19 protein-coding genes are annotated in these 21,524 nt (G+C 62.7%); 11 read left to right on the forward strand and 8 right to left on the reverse strand.

Going from position 1 to position 21,524, the window contains the following annotated elements:
• Window positions 1-31: 31 nt before the first annotated feature.
• Window positions 32-2,074, reverse strand: coding sequence for a S9 family peptidase (locus CAG00_RS21420; RefSeq protein ID WP_085665282.1), 2,043 nt, complete (start codon window positions 2,072-2,074; stop codon window positions 32-34).
• A 246-nt stretch (window positions 2,075-2,320) separates the two neighbouring features.
• On the opposite strand from CAG00_RS21420, the gene CAG00_RS21425 reads away from it, so the two are divergent.
• From CAG00_RS21425 to CAG00_RS21435, 3 genes are read left to right on the forward strand one after another with little or no spacing between them, the layout of a single operon-like run.
• Window positions 2,321-2,827: an MFS transporter gene (locus tag CAG00_RS21425; protein WP_085665283.1), complete on the forward strand. Its 507-nt coding sequence runs from the start codon at window positions 2,321-2,323 to the stop codon at window positions 2,825-2,827.
• Window positions 2,828-2,841: 14 nt separating this feature from the next.
• Window positions 2,842-3,615, forward strand: coding sequence for a class II glutamine amidotransferase (locus CAG00_RS21430; protein ID WP_085665284.1), 774 nt, complete (start codon window positions 2,842-2,844; stop codon window positions 3,613-3,615).
• 9 nt (window positions 3,616-3,624) lie between these two features.
• The gene (locus CAG00_RS21435) at window positions 3,625-4,146 is read left to right on the forward strand and encodes a DUF2937 family protein (RefSeq protein WP_085665285.1); all 522 of its coding nucleotides are present in this window, start codon (window positions 3,625-3,627) and stop codon (window positions 4,144-4,146) included.
• 134 nt (window positions 4,147-4,280) lie between these two features.
• Here the strand turns inward: CAG00_RS21435 and CAG00_RS21440 are convergent, their stop codons facing one another.
• Window positions 4,281-5,192, reverse strand: coding sequence for a LysR family transcriptional regulator (locus CAG00_RS21440; RefSeq protein WP_015271343.1), 912 nt, complete (start codon window positions 5,190-5,192; stop codon window positions 4,281-4,283).
• Between the two features lie 128 nt (window positions 5,193-5,320).
• Between CAG00_RS21440 and CAG00_RS21445 the strand changes: the two genes are divergently transcribed.
• Genes CAG00_RS21445 through CAG00_RS21460 form a run of 4 tightly spaced genes read left to right on the forward strand, consistent with a single transcriptional unit; the run spans window position 5,321 to window position 8,993 of the window.
• Complete coding sequence (locus tag CAG00_RS21445; RefSeq protein WP_013973753.1) at window positions 5,321-6,607, forward strand: MFS transporter; 1,287 nt, start codon at window positions 5,321-5,323, stop codon at window positions 6,605-6,607.
• Window positions 6,608-6,616: 9 nt separating this feature from the next.
• Window positions 6,617-7,396 carry a 5-oxoprolinase subunit PxpA gene (locus tag CAG00_RS21450; RefSeq protein WP_085665286.1) on the forward strand — a complete coding sequence of 260 codons (780 nt, stop codon included), beginning with the start codon at window positions 6,617-6,619 and terminating at the stop codon, window positions 7,394-7,396.
• Window positions 7,393-8,079, forward strand: a complete 687-nt coding sequence (gene pxpB / locus CAG00_RS21455) for a 5-oxoprolinase subunit PxpB (protein ID WP_085665287.1) — start codon at window positions 7,393-7,395, stop codon at window positions 8,077-8,079. Before CAG00_RS21450 ends, pxpB begins: the two co-directional genes overlap by 4 nt.
• On the forward strand, window positions 8,076-8,993 hold the full coding sequence (locus CAG00_RS21460; protein WP_085665288.1) for a biotin-dependent carboxyltransferase family protein: 918 nt from the start codon (window positions 8,076-8,078) through the stop codon (window positions 8,991-8,993). The genes pxpB and CAG00_RS21460 overlap by 4 nt, the downstream gene beginning before the upstream one ends.
• Before the next feature lie 114 nt (window positions 8,994-9,107).
• Here the strand turns inward: CAG00_RS21460 and CAG00_RS21465 are convergent, their stop codons facing one another.
• The 3 genes from CAG00_RS21465 to CAG00_RS21480 form a co-directional block, all read right to left on the reverse strand.
• A complete protein-coding gene (locus CAG00_RS21465; protein ID WP_013973749.1) occupies window positions 9,108-10,286 on the reverse strand; it encodes a VWA domain-containing protein in 1,179 nt (392 codons plus the stop codon).
• A gap of 13 nt (window positions 10,287-10,299) precedes the next feature.
• A complete protein-coding gene (locus tag CAG00_RS21470; RefSeq protein ID WP_013973748.1) occupies window positions 10,300-11,145 on the reverse strand; it encodes a MoxR family ATPase in 846 nt (281 codons plus the stop codon).
• Between the two features lie 221 nt (window positions 11,146-11,366).
• Complete coding sequence (locus CAG00_RS21480; RefSeq protein WP_085665290.1) at window positions 11,367-12,440, reverse strand: DUF748 domain-containing protein; 1,074 nt, start codon at window positions 12,438-12,440, stop codon at window positions 11,367-11,369.
• Window positions 12,441-12,574: 134 nt separating this feature from the next.
• Between CAG00_RS21480 and cysK the strand changes: the two genes are divergently transcribed.
• Window positions 12,575-13,549 (forward strand): cysteine synthase A, encoded by a 975-nt coding sequence (gene cysK, locus CAG00_RS21485; RefSeq protein ID WP_013973746.1) that lies wholly within the window; start codon window positions 12,575-12,577, stop codon window positions 13,547-13,549.
• A 287-nt stretch (window positions 13,550-13,836) separates the two neighbouring features.
• Entirely contained in the window at window positions 13,837-14,772 is a 936-nt protein-coding gene (locus CAG00_RS21490) for an aspartyl/asparaginyl beta-hydroxylase domain-containing protein (RefSeq protein ID WP_085618090.1), read from the forward strand.
• A gap of 226 nt (window positions 14,773-14,998) precedes the next feature.
• On the opposite strand, the gene CAG00_RS21495 is transcribed toward CAG00_RS21490, so the two are convergent.
• Both CAG00_RS21495 and azu read right to left on the reverse strand, forming a co-directional pair.
• Entirely contained in the window at window positions 14,999-16,651 is a 1,653-nt protein-coding gene (locus tag CAG00_RS21495; RefSeq protein WP_085665291.1) for a cyclic peptide export ABC transporter, read from the reverse strand.
• A gap of 34 nt (window positions 16,652-16,685) precedes the next feature.
• Window positions 16,686-17,135, reverse strand: coding sequence for an azurin (gene azu / locus CAG00_RS21500; protein WP_085665292.1), 450 nt, complete (start codon window positions 17,133-17,135; stop codon window positions 16,686-16,688).
• A gap of 181 nt (window positions 17,136-17,316) precedes the next feature.
• On the opposite strand from azu, the gene CAG00_RS21505 reads away from it, so the two are divergent.
• Window positions 17,317-18,300, forward strand: a complete 984-nt coding sequence (locus tag CAG00_RS21505; RefSeq protein ID WP_085665293.1) for a TauD/TfdA family dioxygenase — start codon at window positions 17,317-17,319, stop codon at window positions 18,298-18,300.
• A gap of 349 nt (window positions 18,301-18,649) precedes the next feature.
• Window positions 18,650-18,910, forward strand: a complete 261-nt coding sequence (locus CAG00_RS21510) for a DUF3077 domain-containing protein (RefSeq protein ID WP_085665294.1) — start codon at window positions 18,650-18,652, stop codon at window positions 18,908-18,910.
• Window positions 18,911-20,051: 1,141 nt separating this feature from the next.
• Here CAG00_RS21510 and CAG00_RS21525 read toward each other — a convergent pair.
• Entirely contained in the window at window positions 20,052-21,458 is a 1,407-nt protein-coding gene (locus CAG00_RS21525; protein ID WP_085665297.1) for a PAAR domain-containing protein, read from the reverse strand.
• Window positions 21,459-21,524 lie beyond the last annotated feature (66 nt).

The raw sequence follows: 21,524 nt of genomic DNA on the forward strand, positions 1-21,524 counted from the left end.
CAGGGATCGCGCGGGTGCTCAAATCCGGGGTTTACACCGCACCCAACTCGCCGAACACGAACGCGTACTCAAGGGCCACATCCTTGAGCCCCTGATACCGCCCGCTCATCCCGCCATGCCCAGCCCCCATCTCGGTCTTGAGCAGCAGCAGGTTGTCGTCGGTCTTGCGCGTACGCAGCCGCGCCACCCACTTGGCCGCTTCCCAGTACTGCACGCGGCTGTCGTTGTAGCCCGCCACCACCAGCATCGCCGGGTAGGCCTGTGCCTTCACGTTCTCGTACGGTGCGTAGGCCTTGATCCGCTCATACACCTCCGGCTCCTCAGGGTTGCCCCATTCGTCGTACTCGGTCACGGTCAGCGGCAGCTCGGGGTCGAGCATGGTGTTGAGCACGTCGACGAACGGCACTTCGGCAATCGCACAGCGGAACAGCTCGGGGCGCAGGTTGAGCACCGCGCCCATCAGCAGGCCACCGGCGCTGCCACCACTGATGGCCAGGCGGTCGGCAGCCGTGACACCCTCGGCGATCAGGTGCTCGGCACAGGCGATGAAGTCGCTGAAGGTGTTGTGCTTGTGCTCCTGCTTGCCGGCGCGGTACCAGGCTTCGCCCAGTTCACCGCCGCCACGCACATGGGCGATGGCAAAGGCCACGCCGCGCTCCAGCAGGCTCAGGCGCGCGTGCGAGAACCACGGGTCGAGGCTTTCGCCATAGGCGCCGTAGCCATACAGGTACAGCGGCACGGTCTGGCCCAGGTCCTGGCGGCGGCGCACCAGGCTGATCGGCACCCGGGTGCCGTCCGCTGCGGTAGCCCACAGGCGCTCGCTGACATAGTCGTCGGCATCGAACGGCCCCAGCACCGGGGTTTGCTTGAGCACCGCCTGGGCACCGCTGGCCAGCTCCAGCTGGCGTACCTGGGCCGGGCGGTTGAGTGCTTCGTAGCGCAGGCGCAGGCGTGGGCTGGCGAACTCCAGGCTGTCCTGCACGTACAGGCTGTAGGCCGCGTCGGGCAGTTCGACGCGGTAGGCCGCCAGGCCCTGCGGGCGTACCTCGATGATCGGCAGGCCGCCTTCGCGCAGGCTCAGGGTCAGCGCGCCGGCATTCAGGCTGAGGCCTTCGAGCATGATCGCGTCGCGGTGCGCTACCAGCACCTGCCATTGCTCACGGCTGGGCACCGGTGCGACTGGGGCGTGGTACAAGGCGAAGTTGATGCCGTCCTGGTTGGTGCGGATGAACCAGCGCCACTGGCCGTCGAGCTGGCCGTGGTCGGGGAAGTACTCGTGGCCTTCGACCCGTGGCGCCAGGCAGGTGAACGGTGCCTGCGGGGTTTCCGCGTCCAGTACCCAGGCTTCGCTGGTGGTCTTGCTGTTGAGCAGCAGCACCAGCTGGCGTTCGGAGCTGGTGCGGTAGCAGTGCAGGAAGAAGCGCCCGTCGGGCTCCTCGAACACGGTCTGCGCGCCTTCGTTGCCCAGGGTGTGGCGACGCAGGCGCCATGGGCGGTGGGTGTCGTCCAGTTCGGCGAAGAACAGCGTCTGGCTGTCGTTGGCCCAGGTCAGGCTGCCGTCGCAGTCGTCGAAGGGCAGGGTAGTGACGCTGCCACTGGCCAGGTCCTTCACGTACAGGGTGAAGATTTCGTCGCCGCTGGTGTCCAGGCTGTAGGCCAGCAGGCGGTGGTCGGGGCTGACGTTGAACGCGCCGAGGGACAGGAAACCGCCATTGGCCAGGGCGTTGGGGTCGAGCAGCAGTTGTTCCTGGCTTTCATCGACCGTGTTGGAGTCGTCGGCCGGGCGCGGGCAGCGGTAGTGGCGCGGGTACTCGTCGCCCGCGGTGGTACGGGTGTAGTAAAGGTAGGGGCCCCAGGGCGCCGGCAGCGACAGGTCGGTTTCCAGGATGCGGCCCTTGATCTCTTCGAACAGTTGTTCGCGCAGCGGCGCCTGGTCGGCCAGGCAGGCTTCCTGGTAGGCGTTCTCGGCCTGCAGGTAGGCAAGCACCTCGGGGGTGTCACGCTGTTGCAGCCAGGCGTACGGGTCGCTGGCCTGGGCCTGGTGGGCAATCGGGGGTTGGGGCTTGGTTGGCATTGAGGATCTCTTGATTGGGGTTGCCTGTGCCGGCCTCTTCGCGGGTAAACCCGCTCCCACAGGGACCGCACAGCTTTCAAGAACTGTGGTGTTCCTGTGAGAGCCACAGGCACTGCACAGTTTCAAGATCTGTGGTGATCCTGTGGGAGCGGGTTTACCCGCGAAGAGGCCGGTACAGGCAAACACTGTCTGCGCCCGGAAAAGTGTTTATCATAGGCATCTCTTTGCCTGGCTTGCACGAACACCATGACCGAGAACGACTACACCCTCGCCTGGGGCCTTTACGCCGTTGCCGCCCTGGGCTGCCTGATGGTGGGCTTCAAGCTCACCGGCTGGATGTGGCGCTGGCTGCGCGAACCGCTGCGGGTGGTGCTGGCGGTGCTGCTGCTGACCCCGACCATCGTCGACCCGGTCAAGGACAGTTTCGCCCCGGCCATTGCCATCACCGCCCTGGATGTCGCCTTCAAGGTCGGCAACAACGCCTGGCGCGCGGTATCCGACTTCGCGATGTACGGCATGGGCGCGTTTTCCCTGTATTTCCTTTTCGTACTGCTGCGCTTGCCGCTGGAAAAGCGCGCCCGCGAGCGCCGCGCGCAGGCCGAGGCCGCTGCCCAGCGCCAGGCTGCCGAAGATGACCAGATTGGCGCCCAGGGCCCGCTGGCCGCAGAGCGCCGCGACCGTTACCGTGATGCGCCACCCCCTGCCGCCCCAGCCGTCTCCCGAGGCGGCGGCCGGGTCGAGCCACGTCTGTAAGCGGAGACACGCCTATGTGCGAACTGCTGGGCATGAGTGCCAACGTCCCCACCGACATCGTCTTCAGCTTCACCGGCCTGATGCAGCGCGGCGGCCGTACCGGCCCGCACCGTGACGGCTGGGGCATCGGCTTCTACGAAGGCCGTGGCCTGCGCCTGTTCCAGGACCCGGCCGCGAGCAGCGAGTCGGAAGTGGCCAACCTGGTGCAGCGTTACCCGATCAAGAGCGAAGTGGTCATCGGCCACATACGCCAGGCCAACGTCGGCAAGGTGTGCCTGTCCAACACCCACCCGTTCGTGCGGGAGATGTGGGGCCGCAACTGGTGCTTCGCGCACAATGGCCAGCTGGGCGACTTCAAGGGCCAGGCCAGTTTCTACCGGCCGGTGGGCGACACCGACAGCGAGGCGGCCTTCTGCGACCTGCTCAACCGCATTCGCAGCGCCTTCCCCGAGCCCGTGCCGGTGGAACAGCTGCTGCCGGTGCTGGTCGAAGCCTGTGTCGGCTACCGCGGCCAGGGCGTGTTCAATTGCATGCTCAGCGACGGCGATTGGCTGTTCTGCTTCTGTTCGACCAAGCTGGTGCACATTACCCGCCGGGCACCTTTTGGTGCGGCGCGGTTGAAGGATGTCGACCTGATCGTCGATTTTCACACCGAAACCACCCCTAATGACGTGGTCACGGTGATCGCCACCGAGGCCTTGACCGAGAACGAGACCTGGCAGCGCTACGAGCCGGGTCAGTGGGCCCTGTGGCGGCACGGCGAGTGCGTAGCGCACGGCCAGAGCTAAGGACGCGGCATGTTCAGAAGTTACCTGCGGTTGCTGTTGTTTACCTTCGGCCTGCTGGCCGGTATCCAGGTCCCGGGGCTGGTGAAGGACTACAGCCAGCGGGTCGAGGCGCACCTGTTCGAATCACGCGAGGCGCTCGACGGCTTCCGGCAGACCGCCGAACGTTTCTTTAATGGTGACCTGCAGGCGCTGCTGCGGCATTACCGCAGCAGCGACGACCCAGTGTTCAACAGTGATGCCAACAGCATCGAAAGCCTGATGATCCGCAACGAACTGCTGGAAAACGAATGGCAGGCGCTGCAAGCGCCATGGGCGCAGCGTACCTGGCACGTGCTGGTACAGGCCGACCCGCGGTTGCGCGAAGAAACCCTCAATGGCTACAGCTACCAGATCCTGCTGGTGCCCGAGGCGGTTGGCTGGGGGCTTGGTGCAGGGTTTGTGCTGGCCTTCGTGGTCGAGAGCCTGTTGCTGGCGATTGGCTGGGTGATCCTGGGCGGGCGGCGTGGGGCGGTGAAAGAGAGCTGGCGCTGATTTTTGCAGTGCCTGTGCTGGCCTCTTCGCGGGTGAACCCGCTCCCACAGGTACTGCGCAGCCCTCAAGACCTGTGGTGACTCTGTGGGAGCGGGTTTACCCGCGAAGAGGCCAGCACAGGCACTGCAAATCTGTCAGACCAACACTATGCGCTGCCCACCCACATCCCGCGCATACCGCTCCAGCACCTGCCGGCAAACCCCGACCACTTCATCCACCAACGCCACCCCAGTCTGCCAGGCCACCACCAGCTCCAGGCTCGGCGGCGGTTGCAGCCCCTGCAGCAATACCAGCTCGCCCCGGCTCAACTCGGCATCCACCAGCGCCGGCGGCAACGCACCAATGCCAAACCCGTCGCGCAACAGCCGGGTAATCGCCGCCACCGAGTTCACGCAGTTCAGCCGCGGCGTTTCGGCCCCGGCACTCAGCAGCAGGCTCAACACTTCCTGGTGCGGCCGCGAGTTCTTCGAGAAGGTGATGATGCGTTCGCGCCCAAGCTCGGCCAGTGAGGCGTAGTCGCGGTGCTGGTGCGAGCCGGCGGCCACCACCCAGCCCATCGGGTAGCGCGCCAGGTCCAGGCTGCGGATCGACTGCTCGCGCAGCAGGTCGGTCTGCAGGATCACGTCGAGAAAGCCCTTCTGCAATTGCTCGCGAAGGTTCAGCGCAGTGTCGGCCACCAGTTCGATCTCCACCTGCGGGTAACGCTCGGTCAGCTCCGCCACCAGCGCGCTCATCCAGGTGTGGATCACCGTGTCCATCACCCCGATACGGATGCGCCCGACCTTGGCCCGGTCGCTGTCCAGCGACTGCTTCATGGCCTTGGCGGTTTCCAGCATGCGCTCGGCATATTCCAGCACCTTGCCGCCTTCCGGGGTCAGGCTGACGCCACGTGAGTCGCGCAACAGCAGTTTGACGCCCAGGTCGGCCTCCAACGCGGCAATGCGGCTGGACACCGAGGCCTGGGTAGTGAACAGCTTTTCCGCGGTCAGGCGGAAGCTCTTGAGCCGGGCGACCCAGACGAAGGTTTCGAGGAAGCGAAGGTTCATGATCAGTTTTTCTTGTTCCAGACCGGCGGTTTTTCTCGTTGGACGCAAATGGCGCGGCGTCTGAACAATGGCAGCCAGGCCGCGACTCATTGTCGCCCATAAAACAATACCAACAAGCCGAGGCAAGCATGAACCCCACCGGCGTGCAGCAGCAGGTCAGCTCCCCATCTTCGTCCGGGCCCTTCGCCTGGTATCGCGACATCGACTCACAGCAGCGCCGGACGTTCTGGAGCTGCAAGATCGGCTACGGCCTGGATGGCATGGACACACAGATGCTCAGCTTCGTCATTCCGACGCTGATCATGCTGTGGGGCATCACCACCACCGAAGCCGGGTTGATCCACACCAGCACCTTGATCGCCTCGGCCGTGGGTGGCTGGGTGGCCGGCATTCTCTCCGACCGCATTGGCCGCGTGCGCACCCTGCAACTGACGGTGCTGTGGTTTGCCTTCTTCACCTTCCTCTGCGGCTTCGCCCAGAACTACGAACAGCTGCTGATCGCCCGTACCCTGATGGGCTTCGGCTTTGGCGGTGAGTGGACCGCCGGCGCGGTGCTGATCGGCGAGGTGATCCGCGCCCAGGACCGTGGCAAGGCGGTGGGCATGGTGCAGTCCGGCTGGGCCCTTGGCTGGGGCCTCACCGCCATCCTCTACGCACTGCTGTTCTCCTGGCTGCCGGCCGAGCAGGCCTGGCGCGCGCTGTTCCTGCTGGGCCTGGTACCGGCGATCTTCGTGATCTTCGTCCGCCGCCTGGTCAAGGACCCCGAGGTATACCGCGAGGCCAAGGCGGTGGAAAACGCCGAGGCACCTGCGCAGTTCTACGAGATCTTTGCCCCGGGCATGCTCTGGACCACCGTGCGTGCGTCCCTGCTGACCACCGGCGCGCTGGGCGGCTACTACGCCATTACCTCGTGGCTGCCGACCTTCCTCAAGAACGAGCGCGGCCTGAGCGTGCTGGGTACCGGTGGCTACCTGGCCATGGTGATCGTCGGCTCCTACGTCGGCTATGTGGTCAGTGCGTACCTGTCCGACCTGCTGGGGCGCAAGAAGAACTTCATCCTGTTCGCCGTGGGCTCGTTCGTCATCGTGCTGCTGTACACGCAAATGCAGGTCAGCGACGGCGTGATGCTGTGGCTGGGCTTCCCGCTGGGCTTCTTCGCCTCGGGCATCTTCAGCGGCATGGGCGCGTTCCTCACCGAACTGTTCCCCACGCGTATCCGCGGTTCGGGGCAGGGCTTCTGCTACAACATCGGCAAGGTCATCGCGGCACTGTTCCCGCTGCTGATCGGCGTGCTCGGCCAGAAGGTACCGCTGGGCCTGGGTATCGGCGTGTTCTCCGCCGTGTCCTACGGGGTGGTGATCGTGGCGGCGCTGAGCCTGCCGGAAACCCGCGGCAAACAGCTGCAGGCGCGTTAAGGTAGGCATATGAACAACGACAACGGAGGCCGTGCGGTGGAACGCTTGCTACTCAATTGCGACATGGGCGAGAGTTTCGGCAGCTGGCGCATGGGCCTGGATGCCGAAGTCATGCCTTACATCGATTGCGCCAACATCGCCTGCGGCTACCACGCCGGCGACCCCAGCATCATGCGCCGCACCGTGGCCCTGGCGCTGGAGCACGGCGTGACCATCGGCGCGCACCCGGCCTACCCGGACCTGGTCGGCTTCGGCCGCCGTTCCATGGCCTGCAGCCCGGAGGAAATCCGCGACCTGCTGCATTACCAGATCGGTGCGCTGGACGGCATCTGCAAAGTGTTGGGCGGCCGTGTGGCCTACGTGAAACCCCATGGTGCGCTGTACAACGACATGATGGCCGACCCGCTCAAGCTGCGTACCGTACTGGAGGCTGTGGCGGCCTATGGCGGCGGCCTGCCGCTGATGCTGATGGCCACCGCCGACAACCGCGCCGCCCAGGCCCTGGGCGATGAAATTGGCGTGCCGCTGTGGTTCGAAGCATTCGCCGACCGCGCCTACACCGCCAGTGGGCACCTGGTGTCGCGGCGCCTGCCCGGCGCGGTGCACCACGACCCGGCGCTGGTGGTGGAGCAGGCCGTGCGCCTGGCCCGTGGCGACACGCTGGTGGCGGACGATGGCAGTGCGTTGAGGCTGGCGGCCAGCACCCTGTGCGTACACGGCGACAACGACAGTTCGGTTGCGGCAGTGCGGCAGATTCGCCAGGCCCTCGATGCCCTGGAGTCGCGATGAAGCCGCGTATTGAAGTTGTGGCCATCGACAGCCTGATGGTGCGCCTGTTCGATTCCATCGACGAGGGCAACATGCCGTGGATGCTTGCTGCCAGCCAGCGCTTGCGTGCGGCGTTCGGCGAGCACTTGCTGGACCTGGTGCCGTCCTACACCACGCTGATGGTGCAGTTCGACCTGCCACCGGGTGAGGCGAGGGCACTGATCATCCGTGCGCTGGAGGGCTTGCAGCCAGACACGGGCAGCGGTGGCCGCCGCCATGAGATCCCGGTGTGGTACGACGCCAGCGTCGGCCCGGAACTGCCGGTGTTGGCGGCCAGCAGTGGCTTGAGTGAAGCAGAGGTGATCCGCTTGCACAGCGAGCGCGAGTACCCGGTGTTCGCCCTGGGTTTCGCCCCCGGTTTCGGCTTCATGGGCCTGGTGGACGAACGCCTGGCCAGCCCGCGCCTTAGCACCCCGCGCAAGCGCGTGGCGGCCGGCAGCGTCGGCATTGCCGAGCGCCAGACGGCGGCCTATCCGGCGGTATCGCCGGGTGGCTGGAACCTGATCGGGCGTACCCCGGTGCGCCTGTTCGACCGTGAACGCGAGGGCTACAGCCTGTTGCAACCCGGTGATCGGGTGCGCTTCGTGCCGGTTACGCGCAGCGAGTTCGTGGCGTTGGGCGGTGATGTGGAGGCACAAGCATGAAGCAGTTGAAGATCGAGGCCAGTACGCCGCTGTGCCAGTTGCAGGATGCCGGGCGCTTTGGCGTACGCCACCTGGGCGTGACCCAGGGCGGGGCGCTGGACTGGGTGGCGATGCACTGGGCCAACTGGCTGCTGGGCAACCCGTTGGCGGCGCCGGTGGTCGAGGTGGCGCTAGGTGGTTTCTGTGTGGTCGCAGAGCAGGATTGTGTGCTGGCCCTGGCCGGTGCCGACCTGGATGCGCGGGTCGATGATCAGCCGCTGGCGCCTTGGCGCAGCTTTGCGTTGGTCAAGGGCCAGCGGTTGACCCTGAAGCAGCCGAAGCAGGGCGTGCGGGCGTACCTGGCAGCACCTGGCGGCTTCCTGGGCGAGGATGTGCTGGGCAGCCGTGCCACGGTCGTGCGGGAAGAACTGGGCGGTATCGATGGCCAGGGCTCTGCGCTCGGCAAAGGCCAGCTGCTGGCATTTTCCAGCGCTTCAGCGACCTTGCGTGAGGTACCGGCAGCGCTGCGGCCACAGTACGCACAAAAGCCAGTGCTTGACCTGGTGATCGGCGCACAGATCGGTGACTTCAGCGGTACCAGCCTGTTCGAGGCGTTCAACCGCGATTGGACGCTGGACAGCCGTGCCGACCGCATGGGCATCCGCCTGCTGGGGCCGCAGCTGGTCTACCAGGGCGCGCCGATGATTTCCGAGGGGATTCCGTTGGGGGCGGTGCAGGTGCCGCCGGATGGGCAGCCGATCGTGTTGCTCAATGACCGGCAGACCATTGGCGGCTATCCGCGGCTGGGGGCATTGACGCCGTTGGCGCTGGCGCAACTGGCGCAGTGCATGCCGGGGGCGGTGGTGCGGTTCCGGGCGGTGGTGCAGGATGAGGCGTGGCGGGAGCAGCAGGTATATCTGGACCGTTGGCGTTAAGGCTGCCGGCCTCTTCGCGGGTGAACCCGCTCCCACAAGTACCCCACAGGCCTCAAGGCTTGCGCAATACCTGTGGGAGCGGGCGAGCCCGCGAAGAGGCCGGTACCGGCAAAATCACTTGGACAGGTAACGCATCCCTTCCTCCAACCCCTGCAAGGTCAGCGGGTACATCTTGTCTTCGATCAAGTCCCGCACCAGGTGGGTCGATGCGGTGTAGTCCCAGGCCTGCTTCGGGTACGGGTTGATCCAGATGATCTTCCTGAATTTCTCCATGAATCGCTGCATCCACACATACCCGGCTTCTTCGTTCCAGTGCTCCACGCTGCCACCCGGCTGGGTAATCTCGTAGGGCGCCATGGCCGCATCGCCGACGAACACAACCTTGTAGTCATCGCCGTACTTGTGCAGCAGGTCGAAGGTGGAATAGCGCTCCGAGGTGCGGCGCAGGTTGTTCTTCCACACCGACTCGTACACGAAGTTGTGGAAGTAGTAGTACTCCAGGTGCTTGAACTCGGTCTTGCACGCCGAGAACAGTTCTTCGCAGACCTTGACGTGGGCGTCCATCGAACCACCGATGTCGAACAGCAACAGCAGCTTCACCGTGTTGCGCCGCTCGGGGCGCATCTGGATGTTCAGCAGCCCGGCATCCCGCGCGGTGTGGTCGATGGTGCCGTCGATGTCCAGCTCTTCGGCGGCGCCTTCACGGGCGAACTTGCGCAGCCGGCGCAAGGCCAGCTTGATGTTGCGCGTGCCCAGCTCCACCTGGTCGTCCAGGTTCTTGTATTCGCGCTGGTCCCACACCTTCACCGCCTTGCCCTGGCGCTTGCCGGCCTCGCCCACGCGGATGCCCTCGGGGTTGAAGCCGCCCGAGCCGAACGGGCTGGTGCCGCCGGTACCGATCCACTTGTTGCCGCCGGCGTGACGCTCCTTCTGCTCTTCGAGGCGCTTCTTGAACTCCTCGATCAGCTTGTCCAGGCCACCCAGCGACTGGATCTGCGCGCGCTCCTCATCGGTCAGCGAACGCTCGAACTCCTTGCGCAGCCAGTCTTCGGGGATCAACGCCTCGATGTGCCGGTCGAGGTTCTCCAGGCCTTTGAAGTAGGCGGCGAAGGCGCGGTCGAACTTGTCGAAGTGGCGCTCGTCTTTCACCAGGATGGCGCGGGCGAGGTAGTAGAACTCGTCCATGTCGGCGAACACCACGCGCTTTTGCAGGGCCTGGTGCAGGTCGAGCAGTTCGCGTACCGACACCGGCACCTTGGCCGCGCGCATTTCATTGAACAGGTTGAGCAGCATGGCCCGGCTCCTGTCAGCGGTTGCCGCGCCGGCTCATGAAGGCCAGGCGCTCGAGCAGTTGCACGTCCTGCTCGTTCTTCACCAGCGCCCCGGCCAGCGGTGGAATGGCCTTGGTCGGGTCGCGTTCGCGCAGCACCGCTTCACCGATGTTGTCTGCCATCAGCAACTTGAGCCAATCGACCAGTTCGGAGGTGGACGGCTTTTTCTTCAGGCCTGGTACCTTGCGCACGTCGAAGAACACGTCCAGCGCCTCGCTGACCAGCGACTGGCTGATGTTCGGGTAGTGCACGTCGACGATCTGCTGCAGGGTGGTGCGGTCGGGGAAGGCGATGTAGTGGAAGAAGCAGCGGCGCAGGAAGGCGTCCGGCAGCTCCTTTTCGTTGTTGGAGGTGATGATGATGATCGGGCGCTGTCTGGCCTTGATGGTCTCGTCGATTTCGTAGACGTAGAACTCCATCTTGTCGAGCTCTTGCAGCAGGTCGTTGGGGAACTCGATGTCGGCCTTGTCGATTTCGTCGATCAGCAGGATGACCCGTTCCTCGGCCTCGAAGGCCTCCCACAGCTTGCCCTTCTTCAGGTAGTTGCGCACATCGTGGACCTTGTCCACGCCCAGCTGCGAGTCACGCAGGCGGCTGACCGCGTCATACTCGTAGAGGCCCTGGTGGGCCTTGGTGGTGGACTTGATGTGCCAGGTGATCAGGCGCGCACCGAACGAAGCTGCCAGCTGCTCGGCGAGCATGGTCTTGCCGGTGCCGGGTTCGCCCTTGACCAGCAAGGGGCGTTCGAGGGTGATGGCCGCGTTTACCGCCAGTTTCAGATCGTCTGTGGCGACGTAGTCGCGGGTGCCTTCGAACTTCATGGGTCTGTCCTCTGCCGTATGCCTGTCAGGGCCTCTTCGCGGGCACGCCCGCTCCCACAGGAATTGCACAAACTTCCGGATCTGTGGGGTACCTGTGGGAGCGGGCGTGCCCGCGAAGAGGCCCAACACCTGTTTTCGATTTGTCACCGACTATAACGCGGGGTTCGCCGACTGGAAACGCAGACCAGGTATTCAGTCCCTGAATGCCCCGTCACTCGATCCTAGTCGGAATCCGGCGCGTCACGCTCATACCGCGCATTGAACGCCTGAATGAACCCGTTGCGCAGGATCTGCAGAAACGCCTCGAAGGCGCTGATATCCTGCTTGTGCACGCTACCGCTGAGCTCTACCCGGGTCGCGAACTGGTTCTTCGGCTGGTTCTTCAATACCGTCTCGGTCGCGCCCACCAGCGCTTCCCAGGCTGAGCGGAAGAAGCCTTTGTCCTTTTCCTGCACATCCTGCTGCCAGTCGAACACATCCACATCCCGCAACAGTGGCTTGATGTACCCATTCAATCGGCCGTTGGTCGCCTCGGCCTCTATCACCACATCGCCGTGCCCGGCATTGAAGTCGAACTTGCCGTATGCGCTGGCGAAGTCGTTGAGCTTGCGCAACTCGATACCCGTGGCGCGCAGGCGGAACTCGAAGTCGTCGAAATCGCTGAACGGGTCGAAGGTGGCGCGACTTTCGACCTTGGCATCGCCTACGATCAGCGCCGTGCCATCGAAGCTGGCATCACGTCGGCCCTTTTCGTCACGAATGTTGGTGAGGTTGCGAATACTGGCATCGAGCTGAGTGGCCTTCAGGTTGACGGGTGGCTTGGAGTTGAAGTTGCGGAAAGTCAGCACGCCTTTGTCGATGCGAACCTCGTTAAGGGTGATCGGCAGCAGTTTTTCCAGTTGCTGGCGCCAGTCGGTGCCCTGACCGGTCTGCGAGTTCTGTTTGTTGCCGCCATCGACGAAGTTGAGCTCCGGCCGGTCGAACACCACTTCGGCAACCACTGCGCGGTCGTACCACAGGGCGTGCCAGCTCACCGACAGGTCGATCAGCGGCGCGTCGAGAAACGGCACCGGCACCTTGCCGGTGGTCTTGACGATCTTCAGCCCATTGATCTGGTACGCGCCGCGCCACCAGGCCAGGTCCACATCGGCCACCTGGCCACGGTAGTCGCCCATGTCGGCCAGTTTGTCGTTGAGGTAGTCGCGCACCAGGTAGGGCAGGGCCAGGTGCAGCGCCACCAACAGCACGATCAGGCTGGCCAGGCCGATCAGCGGCCAGCGATAACGGGCTCTCATCGAAGTGTCTCCAACGCAGGATATGCGGTTGACCGCAACGAGTCCGCGTGAGTTCGAACAGGCTTTACGGGCCACCGGCCCGGGCTTACCCTTGAGGTCTTTCCCTGCTTTTTTTCATGCCAAGGACCCCTGCCATGAGCCGTATCTTTGCAGACAACGCCCACTCCATCGGTAACACACCGCTGGTGCAGATCAACCGCATTGCCCCGCGCGGCGTGACCATCCTGGCCAAGATCGAAGGGCGTAACCCGGGCTACTCGGTCAAATGCCGCATCGGCGCGAACATGGTCTGGGACGCCGAAAGCAGCGGCAAGCTCAAGCCGGGCATGACCATCGTCGAACCCACCTCGGGCAACACCGGCATCGGTCTGGCCTTCGTCGCCGCCGCCCGTGGCTACAAGCTGATGCTGACCATGCCCGCCTCCATGAGCCTGGAGCGCCGCAAGGTGCTGAAGGCGCTGGGTGCCGAGCTGGTGCTGACCGACCCGGCCAAGGGCATGAAGGGCGCCATCGAGAAAGCCAACGAAATCGTCGCCTCCGACCCGGCCCAGTACTTCCTGCCGGGCCAGTTCGAAAACCCGGCCAACCCGGCGATCCACGAAAAAACCACCGGCCCGGAAATCTGGAACGACACTGACGGCGCGGTCGACGTGCTGGTGGCGGGCGTCGGCACCGGCGGCACCATCACCGGTGTTTCGCGCTACATCAAGCATACGCAGGGCAAGGCGATCCTGTCGGTGGCGGTGGAACCAGTGGCATCGCCGCTGATCAGCCAGACCCTGGCCGGCGAAGAGCTCAAGCCCAGCCCGCACAAGATCCAGGGCATCGGCGCAGGCTTTGTGCCGAAGAACCTCGACCTGTCGATCGTCGACCAGGTGGAAACGGTGACCGACGAAGAGTCCAAGGCCATGGCCATCCGCCTGATGCAGGAAGAGGGCATCCTCTGTGGCATTTCCTGTGGTGCGGCGATGGCGGCGGCCGTGCGCCTGGCCGAAAAGCCGGAAATGCAGGGTAAGACCATCGTCGTGATTCTGCCGGACTCCGGCGAGCGCTACCTGTCGAGCATGCTGTTCAGCGACATGTTCAGCGAGCAGGAAAACCAGCAGTAAGTTCTGGGGCTGCTTTGCAGCCCATCGCGACACAAGGCCGCTCCTACAACAGGTCGCAATCCCTTGTAGGAGCGGCCTTGTGTCGCGAACGGGGCGCAAGGCGCCACCAGGTTTCATGCCCTACTGCTGACCCGCAGCAATGCTCGCCAGCGTGGTTTATTGCAAAATCTTCATGATTGAGTTGCTGCCCAGGCTGTTTTTACCCTGGCGGCATCAGTTTATGATGGCAGGATGATTTATCGGAGTGGAGGGCGCGCAGCCCTGTTTCTTCCTCAAGGAGTGAAAGCATGACCTTTTCCTTTGCAGCCAAGGCGGGTGTCTTGCTGGTGTTTTTTGGCAGCGTGCTGTTCGTGCACCTGCGCGGCAAGGCTCGCTTGCCGGTGTTGCGCCAGTTCGTCAACCATTCGGCGCTGTTCGCCCCTTATAACAGCCTGATGTACCTGTTTTCCGGCGTACCGTCCAAGCCCTACCTGGACCGCCAGCGCTTCCCCGAGCTGGACGTGCTGAAGGACAACTGGCAGGAAATCCGCGAAGAGGCCATGCGCCTGTTCGACGAGGGCTACATCCGCGCCGCCGAGAAGGATAACGACGCAGGCTTCGGTTCGTTCTTCAAGAAAGGCTGGAAGCGCTTTTACCTGAAGTGGTACGACAAACCGTTGCCTTCTGCCGAAACCCTTTGCCCGCGTACCGTCGAGCTGGTCAGCAGCATACCCAACGTCAAGGGCGCGATGTTCGCCCTGCTGCCCGGCGGCAGCCACCTGAACCCGCACCGCGACCCGTTCGCCGGTTCCCTGCGCTACCACCTGGGCCTGTCCACCCCCAACTCCGATGCTTGCCGCATCTACGTCGATGGCGAGGAATATGCCTGGCGTGACGGCGAGGACGTGATGTTCGATGAAACCTACGTGCACTGGGTCAAGAACGAGACCGACGTTACCCGGGTGATCCTGTTCTGCGACATCGAACGCCCGCTGAGCAGCCCACTGATGACCCGCATCAACCGCCAGGTCAGCGCCTTCCTCGGCCGTGCCACCGCGCCGCAGAACACCGACGACGAGCGTGTGGGCGGGATCAACCAGGCCTACGCCTGGAGCAAGCGCTTCAGCAACCGGATCAGTAGCAAGGTCAAGCAGTTCAAGCGCGCCAACCCCAAGGCCTACCGCGTGCTGCGGCCGGTGCTGGCGGCGGTGGTGGTGTACCTGTTGTATCACTGGTTGTTCTGATTCTGCCTGTTGGGGCTGCCTTGCAGCCCATCGCGACACAAGGCCGCTCCTACAGGTGATCGAGTACCCCTGTAGGAGCGGCCTTGTGTCGCGATAGGGGCGCAAAGCGCCCCCGGCGCCCTCTCAGCAAACCACTCTGGTTCGGTGTTTATAGGGAATTATAGAAAGACTATAGAGCGATTATAGATTGTGGTTGATGAGGGGGCGCGCAGCCCCCTTTGCTGCCTCAAGCCGGCTCCAACGCCTCCACCACTTTCCCCCGGCTAAGGTGCACCACCTTGTCCGCCGTATCGAAGTACCGGTCATCATGCGAAATCACGATGATGGTCTTGCCCAAACGCTTCAGGTCCGGCAGCAGCTCGGTGTAGAACACCCGGCGGAAGGTCGGGTCCTGGTCCGCTGCCCATTCGTCGAACACCAGCACCGGCCGCCCGTCCAGCCAGGCATTGACCAGTGCCAGGCGCTTGCGCTGGCCGGTCGACAGGTCGGTGGTGGTAAAGGCACCATCGCGCACGCTCACCTTGTGGGCGATCTCCAGCCGCTCCAGGTAGCGTGTGGCATCGCTGGGCAGGCTGTGTTCATGCTCGGGCAGGTCGTCGAACAGGTAGTAGTCGGCGAACACCGTGGTGAACAGCTGGCGATAGTCATCCAGCCCCTCCGGGCCGACGGCCTTGCCGTTCAGGCGCACTTCGCCGCTTTGCGGGGTGTACAGGCCCAGCAGCAGCTTGATCAGCGAAGTCTTGCCGCAGCCGTTCTCGCCGACGATGAACAGGATCTCGCCCGGTTCGATGCTCAGGTTCACCGGCCCCACGCGGAACGGCTCGTTGCCGTCCACCGGCGGGTAGGCGTACTCGACGTTGTGCAGTTCCAGGTGCGCGCTGGCCGGGGCGGTGCGCTTGACCGGCGGCTCCAGCAGCAGGTGCGGCTCGGGCGAGGAGAAGCGCTCGGACAGGTCGGCAATGCGGCGGAACGCCACCTGGGCGCGGCCGAGGATAGGCAGGTTGCCGATCAAGGTTTCCAGCGGGCCTTTCATGTACAGCAGCACCAGCACGAAGCCGCTCATCACCGCCGGGTCGTTGCTCGGCCATAGCGATTGCAGGGCCAGGGTCAGGCCGATGACCACGAAGAACAGCATCGACCCCAGGCTCTTGGCCGCGACGAAGATGTTGATGGCGCGGATATGGGTGTTGGCGATGAAGTCGGCGGTGCCCTGGATGTTGCGGGTCAGCATGGCGTGGCGGCGGCGGCGGTCGATGCGCAGCTCCTTGGCGCCCTCGGCGATGGCCGAGTAGTGCTTCTGCAGGTTGTCTTCGGCATCGCGGGCGGCGTTGAAGCCGGCCACGCCTTTCTGCCTGGCCACGTACTGAATACCACTGCCAATGCCGATGGCCGCCAGGGTGATGAGGAAGATCGGCCACGACAGCCAGGCCAGGTAGGCCATGCAGCCAGTCACGGTGGTGAGCGAGATGGCCAGCGGGGCGAAGGCGAAGGCAAAGTCGCTGATGGTGTCGACGTCGCGGGTCAGCACCGGGATCAGGCGATGGGTGCGGTAGCGCTCGATCTGCTCGATCGGCGCTGACAGCACCTTGGCGCCGAGGTCCTTGCGCAGCCTGGCGATGACTTTCTGCCCAACGTAGTTGGTGCCGCTGTCGGCCGCCACGCTGCTGACCAGGGCCAGCACGCACAGGCCGGCGAATGCCAGGATCACGCCCTGGCTCATACCGCCAGCGGCATGCAGGCCCTGGTTGACGGTGGCCAGTAGGGCGGTCACGGCAAGGCCGCCGAGCATGCCCAGCAGCACCGAGACGATTACCGCCGGGCGGTAGGGTTTCAGCAGGCCCAGCAATTCGCGGATGGCCCCGGGGGAGGAGGTTTTCATGAAGCGTGATCTCGCTGGTGAGGTGGGGGCGGGGTCAGCTGCCTAGGGTCAGGGAGCCTTTCATCAAGGTGCCGTGGAACGGGAACGAGCAGTAGAAGCTGTACGCGGTACCTACCTTCAGCGACCGGACGTCGAGGCTGATGCTGTCTGTTTCACCGCCGCCGATCAGGCGGGTGTGGGCGATCACCCGGGTGTCGCCGGGCTTCACGTAGTCCAGCGCTTCGCCGGCTTTCTGGCCGTCGTCGAGCACGCCTTGCATGTCGGCCTGGGTACTCAGCACCCAGTTGTGGCCCATCACGTTCTTCGGCATGTCGCCAGGGTGGGTGAGCGTGACGGTGAACACGGCGCAGGCCTTGGGCACGGTGATGGCGGCCTTGTCGAAGGTCATCTGGTCGGTGCCATGGATTTCCACGGCGCATGGCTCTGCCGACCACGCGGCAGGGGCCACGGCGAGCAGGGCGAGGAGCAGAAGCTGGCGAGTCATGTACGGTTCCTGGGCGATAGAAGGGTGCACATCGTTCAGACGAACCGGCGCGCGCCGGCTTTACCTGTGTGTGCGGTCCAGGTGAATTTCCTTATCGCCCGCTCGTTCATTCAGTCAGGCGCCGACATGGCGCACATCCCGATTTCGCCGCCTATGCGGCCCTGGCCTGAGGTGACCGGACATGAGTGAACTGCTGAGCTTTGCGATCGAACCCCTGGACGCCGCACGCGGCAACCTGCCATTGCTGGTGCGCGCGCCGGAGCCGGGTATCGACCTGCTGGAAGCCTTTGCCGAGTTGCAGCCGCTGGTGGACCGGCACCTGCTGCAGGCTGGCGGCATCCTGTTTCGCGGCTTCGAGGTGGGTGGTGCCGAAGCTTTCCGCCAGTTCGCCGCTTCCTTCGGTCACCCGCTGCTCAACTACGAGTTTGGCTCCACCCCGCGCAGCAACGTGACCAAGGGCGTGTACACCTCCACCGAGTACCCGGCGCACCAGAGCATCCCCCTGCACAACGAGCAGGCCTATACCCTGGAATGGCCGATGAAGATCTGGTTCTACAGCGTGATCCCCGCCGAGACCGGTGGCGAGACGCCGATTGCCGACAGCCGCGAGGTGTACCGGCGCATGCCGGCGCGCATTCGTGAGCGGCTGGTGGAGAAGGGGCTGATGTACGTGCGCAACTACGGCAACGGCCTTGATGTGGAATGGTCGCAGGTGTTCAACACTGAAGACCCGCGCCAGGTCGAGGCCTATTGCCGGGCGCATGCCATCGAGTGCATCTGGAAGGATGACGGCGAATTGCGCACCCGCCAGCGCTGCCAGGTGGTGGCACGCCACCCGGTGACCGGGGAGGACGTGTGGTTCAACCAGGCGCACCTGTTCCATGTGTCGAACCTGCAGCCAGAAGTGCGCGAGTCGTTGATGGACATCGTCGAGGAAGAGGACCTGCCGCGTAACGTGTACTACGGCGACGGTACGACCATCGAGGATTCGCTGCTCGATGAAGTGCGCGGGGTGTTGGACGAATGCACCATCAGCTTTCCGTGGCTGGAGAGCGATGTGTTGATGCTCGACAACATGCTCGCGGCGCATGCGCGGTCGCCGTTTACCGGCAAGCGCAAGGTGGTGGTGGCGATGGCGCAGGGGCATTCCGAGTTGTTGCGCTGACAGTTCTCAAGGTACTGCAAGGCCCCTGTGGGAGCGGCCTTGCGTCGCGATGCGCCGCGCGGGCGGCGCTCGATCTCACAGGCACTGAAAAGGTTGTGGCGAACACCTGTCAGCCCAGATGCATTCCCCAGACATACCTCTTGCAACCTACAACAATCCCAGACTCTTCCTACGCCTCGGGACTGGCAACTCCACCCCTGCGAAATATCCTACAACCTCTGTCGACATGCGTCTGATTGTTCCTGCAAATCCCGCACTCTAGGCTTTGCCCGTCGCTGACGGTTCAGCGATCGGGTGTGGAAACCTGTAGTAAGCATTTCAGGGTTTGTCGTTACATTCAGGAGAACCCATGACAGACGAAACCAAAACCACCCCCGGCGTTACCTACTTCTACCAAGGCGAAGGCCAAACCCATCCGCTGTTCCGTATCGCTGAGGGCATCCCCTGCCGCAGCGCCCGGGAGCAAGCCTCGGAGCTGATGGGCTATGCACGCGACTTGTCACTGACCGGTTTGATGGGTGGCGATCAGCAGATGCTCTGGGCATCGCATTACTTCGCAGCCATGGCCAAGGCGCTGCTGGATGATGCCGAGTTGGGTTTGATGCGCTGATCCTTGTATTGGCTGGGCTGGCCCTTTCGCGGCTAAAGCCGCTCCTACAGGGATTGTGCATGCCTCAGGTTATGCAGAATGCCTCAGGCTGTGCACAACTCCTGTGGGAGCGGGCGTGCCCGCGAACACCGGCGCAGCCGGTACCATACAATCAGTGGCAAACCGATCTTTACGTCATTTAGTGGTTGGCATAATGAGAAATTAGTGCAAGTAGAGCGGCGGAGGGCGACCAGCTGATAATTAGGTAATGGTGATCAGCTTCGATATAGAGACTACGTGAAGTCGGTGTTTTTGAGTGCGCTGGTTTGCTTGAGGTTCGGTGTTATATGAAAGATTTGAGTTCATCTGTTTTGTCTCTCAGTCTAGCAGTTTCGTCAGGTAATAGATGGCTATCCAAGCGATGCCAATGGTGTTTAGTGATGATGCAATAAGAATTTTTCTTCTTAACTTCTCAGGGAATTGTAAATGGTCTTGCTCATCCAATAGCCCGCTGCGAATGCTTGAGGCGGGGGACCCAATGGCGCCAGCGATTACAGAAATAACTAGAACTCTGGAACCTATCTTTTTCTCTCCCCACATGCCGGTCGCAAATGGAAGGCACGCGCTCCGTTGGAGTGCTGAGGTCATTTCTTTATATTGGCGAGAGCACGCAATGTGAAGGTCAGATACAAGCCCGATTAAGGCGAGGCAGATAGGAGTGCCTAACAGAAATAGTCTTAGTTTTACATCAAGATGCTCAATCATTTTGAAAATCTCGAAGCTCTGTTGTGGTTATATTATGAAGTAGTTTATGATTAGCCAGCTAAAACCGGCGGTGTTAAGCCATGATGCGATAGTGATTTTGGCTTTCAGATGTTTAGGGAGCTGCTCAAAATCCCGGGCATCAAGCGAGCCTTTTCGAATGCTGGAGTTTGGTAGTGTGATAGCACCCGCTATCATGAACGTTACCAGCATTCTTGAACGTACACTTTTCTCTCCCCAAAGTCTGACGGAATATGAGAGGCATGGGCTTCGGTGGAGTGCTGCGGTCATTACTTCATATTGACGAGAGCATGCGATATGAAGATCCATCGCGAGTGCGGTTAGGCAGAGGCAGAAAGGGGAAGCGACTAAAAATAGTTTTAGCTTGATGTCGAGATGATCAATCATCTTGAAAAGCCTCGAAAATTATTTCGCCGATTTTTTCACCGCCTTTCATGCCTGCAAGGCTTCCCGCCAATGCTCCTCCGCCAGTGATAACTATTCCGCATACCAAGCTCGCAGGACCTGCTCTCCAACAAACTTGGGTTGCGGCCTTTCCTCCCATCTTTGCGCCAAACCATCCCCCGGCTAAGCCGCCAGAAAAATTTCCCGCTTCAGTAACTCGGACTTTTTCACAGGCCTTTGTATTGCCAGCCTGGCATACTTCGGAGACTTTTATTGCTGAGCCAATTCCGCCAACAGCAATACCGATGCGCCCTCCGTGTTTCAAGTATTTAGCCATTTTGGCCAGCTTGTTTAAGTGTGTCGAGTAGCCAGGGATATGTCCTGGGGCGCCAGCTTTGCTCCAATGGTGCACCAAGCTTCTCGAGGAGATTCCCAAGTCCCGTCGTAGGCTTTCATAGTTGCCAAGGTTGAGGTGTTTGTTCAGAACAGTCGCATTCAGGTTTGTGCTTAATTTTTTGAACAGTTTTTGACGTTCCGAAAAAAACTCTGGATGGCGAAGATGCCCATGCTTGATGAATTGCTGTCTATGCAGGTCTTCAATTTTTTGCAATGTGACGCTGATTTCATCCAACGATTTGGCAACCATCGTCTCAGTCACCCCCATCGCCAAGCTCACATCGCTGAGTAATCCGGCAATTTCGGCCTGATGGCGCATCAAGAAGTCAGCTTCTTCCGCTGTGAGATCTGCCAAGTCCTCCCGCGCCTGTTTCGCCGCACTCATCGCAAAATGCTCTTCCCGAGTGCACGCCGGGCGCCTCAAGCCATCACCAATGACAAAGATCTCACCTGCCTTGAAACCACGCTGATACGTCGGGTTCAGCCGCTCCAAAATTGACCGAGGCAGGTTGGCCTGCGGCGCGCCCAGCTCTGCCAGGACTTCCTGGTATGACATACAGCGCGGAACGATGTAGAAGCCGGGCTCCATGCCTTGAGGAGTGGGCGAGGGCTGAACCACCTCAGGCTGATAGGTACTTCTTATCGGGTTACCCGTCTGGGCCTGTGCTGGTGCCTCACGAACAGGCTCAGATGCGGGTGCCCCGCGCGAAGCCGGAGGTGCGTACCCACTTGCAACCAGGCGATTGCTGCCCTGTGGGCACCCGCATTGCACCAGTGCTCCGTCCAGAGCCGTGGGAATACCATCCTGTCGCCAGCGGACTTCGCCCTCGACGATGGTGCCCGCTTGTCCACATAGCGGGCAGGGTGTGGTCGGGTCGCCTTGAAGTAGCCAGTCGCGGCCATGCACACGGCCCCTGGCTTGGCTGGCAATGCAGATGGCGCCTGTGGTGGTTTCGTCGCCGTCCAGGCCTTGGTATCGGCCGAAGATGTTCATGCGCATGCTCATGGCTCGCCTCTTTTTCAGGTGGAAGCCAGGAACCTAGCAGGCGGTTGGCGGGTATTTTCGGGGTGG

It is taken from the genome of Pseudomonas sp. B5(2017), assembly GCF_002112825.1.
Classification (GTDB): domain Bacteria; phylum Pseudomonadota; class Gammaproteobacteria; order Pseudomonadales; family Pseudomonadaceae; genus Aquipseudomonas; species Aquipseudomonas putida_Z.

Coding starts and splice junctions, on each gene's coding strand:
- azu (WP_085665292.1), bottom strand. CDS start 17,135: ATGACTCGCCAGCTTCTGCTCCTCGCCCTGCTCGCCGTGGCCCCTGCC.
- CAG00_RS21440 (WP_015271343.1), bottom strand. CDS start 5,192: ATGAACCTTCGCTTCCTCGAAACCTTCGTCTGGGTCGCCCGGCTCAAG.
- CAG00_RS21430 (WP_085665284.1), top strand. CDS start 2,842: ATGTGCGAACTGCTGGGCATGAGTGCCAACGTCCCCACCGACATCGTC.
- pxpB (WP_085665287.1), top strand. CDS start 7,393: ATGAAGCCGCGTATTGAAGTTGTGGCCATCGACAGCCTGATGGTGCGC.
- CAG00_RS21525 (WP_085665297.1), bottom strand. CDS start 21,458: ATGAGCATGCGCATGAACATCTTCGGCCGATACCAAGGCCTGGACGGC.
- CAG00_RS21495 (WP_085665291.1), bottom strand. CDS start 16,651: ATGAAAACCTCCTCCCCCGGGGCCATCCGCGAATTGCTGGGCCTGCTG.
- CAG00_RS21420 (WP_085665282.1), bottom strand. CDS start 2,074: ATGCCAACCAAGCCCCAACCCCCGATTGCCCACCAGGCCCAGGCCAGC.
- CAG00_RS21450 (WP_085665286.1), top strand. CDS start 6,617: ATGAACAACGACAACGGAGGCCGTGCGGTGGAACGCTTGCTACTCAAT.
- CAG00_RS21435 (WP_085665285.1), top strand. CDS start 3,625: ATGTTCAGAAGTTACCTGCGGTTGCTGTTGTTTACCTTCGGCCTGCTG.
- CAG00_RS21490 (WP_085618090.1), top strand. CDS start 13,837: ATGACCTTTTCCTTTGCAGCCAAGGCGGGTGTCTTGCTGGTGTTTTTT.
- CAG00_RS21470 (WP_013973748.1), bottom strand. CDS start 11,145: ATGAAGTTCGAAGGCACCCGCGACTACGTCGCCACAGACGATCTGAAA.
- cysK (WP_013973746.1), top strand. CDS start 12,575: ATGAGCCGTATCTTTGCAGACAACGCCCACTCCATCGGTAACACACCG.
- CAG00_RS21465 (WP_013973749.1), bottom strand. CDS start 10,286: ATGCTGCTCAACCTGTTCAATGAAATGCGCGCGGCCAAGGTGCCGGTG.
- CAG00_RS21510 (WP_085665294.1), top strand. CDS start 18,650: ATGACAGACGAAACCAAAACCACCCCCGGCGTTACCTACTTCTACCAA.
- CAG00_RS21505 (WP_085665293.1), top strand. CDS start 17,317: ATGAGTGAACTGCTGAGCTTTGCGATCGAACCCCTGGACGCCGCACGC.
- CAG00_RS21425 (WP_085665283.1), top strand. CDS start 2,321: ATGACCGAGAACGACTACACCCTCGCCTGGGGCCTTTACGCCGTTGCC.
- CAG00_RS21480 (WP_085665290.1), bottom strand. CDS start 12,440: ATGAGAGCCCGTTATCGCTGGCCGCTGATCGGCCTGGCCAGCCTGATC.
- CAG00_RS21460 (WP_085665288.1), top strand. CDS start 8,076: ATGAAGCAGTTGAAGATCGAGGCCAGTACGCCGCTGTGCCAGTTGCAG.
- CAG00_RS21445 (WP_013973753.1), top strand. CDS start 5,321: ATGAACCCCACCGGCGTGCAGCAGCAGGTCAGCTCCCCATCTTCGTCC.